The sequence below is a fragment of the Cupriavidus sp. HMR-1 genome (assembly GCF_000319775.1).
Lineage (GTDB): Bacteria > Pseudomonadota > Gammaproteobacteria > Burkholderiales > Burkholderiaceae > Cupriavidus > Cupriavidus metallidurans.
In genome coordinates this window covers 1-2145 of sequence record NZ_ANKP01000248.1, presented here as the reverse complement: position 1 = coordinate 2145, position 2145 = coordinate 1, and the positions used below count along the sequence as shown (strand labels likewise).

At 69.1% G+C, this 2145-nt stretch carries 3 protein-coding genes; all 3 read right to left on the bottom strand.

Translation table 11 applies throughout. The features are described 5' to 3' along the window. On the bottom strand, window positions 1–885 hold an 885-nt coding region (locus D769_RS33005; protein WP_008651325.1), incomplete at its 3' end, for a cytochrome c-type biogenesis protein CcmH. Beyond that, window positions 878–1429, bottom strand: coding sequence for a DsbE family thiol:disulfide interchange protein (locus D769_RS26550; RefSeq protein WP_008651322.1), 552 nt, complete (start codon window positions 1427–1429; stop codon window positions 878–880). The genes D769_RS33005 and D769_RS26550, both read right to left, overlap by 8 nt. Then, window positions 1426–2145: cytochrome c-type biogenesis CcmF C-terminal domain-containing protein (locus D769_RS26545; RefSeq protein ID WP_040011281.1), on the bottom strand; the 720-nt coding region annotated here is incomplete at its 5' end. The genes D769_RS26545 and D769_RS26550, both read right to left, overlap by 4 nt.

Below are 2145 nucleotides of genomic sequence, written 5' to 3'. Positions count from 1 at the left end.
GCTGGCGGCCAGCGCCAGCCCCTTCGGGTCGTCGGGGTCGAGCCGCAGCGCGGCGTCAATCTGCGCCATCGCCGGGCCTTCGAGCGATCCGCCGTTGACGCTGGCCAGCACGTCCGCGTAGTCGGAACGCAGCGACGCCACCTCTGGCTCCAGCGCCACCGCGCGGGCGAATGCCTCCGCCGCGTCGTCGTTGCGTTCGAGCACGGTGTACGAACGCCCCAGCATGACCCAGCCCTCGGCGTCGTTCGGATTCTTGCGCAGGCGTGCGGCGAGCTGGTCGACCATGTCCTCGACGCGGGCGGCCGTCAGGGTGACCTCGCCATCGGGGCCGTGAGGTCCATCGTGCGCCACTGCCGATCCGAGCAGCGATACTGGCGAGCCCAGGTGCAGATACAGCGCGACGGCCACCGGTGGCAGCACGGTAAACAGCATCGCATTGGTCAGCAGCGACTGGCGGCGCGCGGGCGATTGCATGTCCCGTTCCGTCTCCTCCACGGCATCGCCGGCGGCCATCTGGCGGCGCCTGCCGCGCCAGAGCCAGGCCAGCACCGCCACGAGCAGGAGGAAGGGGCCGAGCCACAGCAGCCACGTCTGCGGCTTGAACGGCGGCTTGTAGAGCACGAAGTCGCCGTAGCGCTGCACCAGATAGGTCTTGATCGCGTCGTCACTGGCCCCTTGCGCCATCTGGGCCCGGATCTGGCGGCGCAGGTCGACGGCCAGATCGGCGTTTGAGTCGGCCAGTGTCTGGTTCTGGCAGACCAGGCACCGAAGCTGCGAGGAGAGCGCCAGCACGCGCGCGTCGAGTTCCGCATCCGTCAGCGCGAATGCCGCGCCGGCATGGAGCGCAATCAGCAGCGTCAGCGTGGAGAGCCAGGTTCTAGGCACGGCCGCCCCCGTTTTCGAGCGATTTCAGGAGTGGCAGCAGCTTCTGTTCGAGGACCTGCTGTGTGACCGGGCCGACCTGGCGATAGCGCACCACACCCGCTGCGTCGATGATGAAGGTCTCCGGCACGCCATACACGCCAAGGTCGATGCCGACGCGGCCATCCGCATCGACGGCCGAGGCCTTGTACGGGTCGCCCATCCGTTGCAGCCACTCCAGCGCCGCACCGCGCGTGTCCTTGTAGTTCAGGCCATAGAGCGGCACCTGCGTCTGCCCGGCCATGCCGAGCAGGACCGGATGCTCGGCGCGGCACGCGGTGCACCAGGACGCCCAGACATTCAACACCCAGACCTTGCCGCGCAGGCTGGCCGGGTCGAATTTTTGCACGTTGGCGTTTGCAGAGGTTTCAAGTACCGGCAGTACGAATGCGGGCGCAGGCTTGCCCACCAGCGACGAAGGCAGCTCGCGTGGATCGTGGCGCAGCCCCGCCGCCAGGGCGATCACGATCGCCAGGAATACGCCCAATGGAAGCAGGAAGCGCATCATGCTTCGGACTCCTTGCTGGCCGGCAGCGTCAGCGGGGGCGTGGCGGGGCGAGCCCCCGCATCGTCATTGGTCGTGACCGCAGACGTGACCGCCATCGCCGGATGGCGCGCGCGATATCGGCGGTCGCTGGCGGCAAGGAGTCCGCCCAGCGCCATCAACGCGCAGCCGCCCCAGACCCACGAGACGAAGGGCTTGACGTAGACCCGCAGCGCCCAGCGGGCATCGGCGGACGTGGCATCCGACGAATCGCCGAGCGCGACATAGAGATCGCGTGCGAGCCCGGTGTCGATGGCGGCCTCGGTGGTCGGCATGTCCTGGCTGCGATAGACGCGCCGCTCGGTGGCTAGCGTGGTGACCGGGCGGCCCTGCCGTGTCACCGTAACCGTGCCCCGCAGCGCGTCGTAGTTCGGTCCCCTGACCGGCGCCACGCCGTCAAAGCGGAAATCGTAGCCGCCCACCGCGACCGAATCGCCCACGCGCATCGACAACTCGCGCACGCTCTCCTGGCTCTTGACCAGCGTGACGCCGGTGATGAACACGCCCACGCCGATGTGGGCCAGCAACATGCCGTAGTAGCCGGCCGGCAACTGGCGCAGGCCGGAGCGCCAGTCGCGCGCGTGCCGCATCTGCGTGGCCAGGCTGGCCAGCCCGCTCATTGCGCACCACGCGGCCAGCGTGAGGCCGAGCCCGGTCATGGCGGAGCTGTTGCGCAGCAC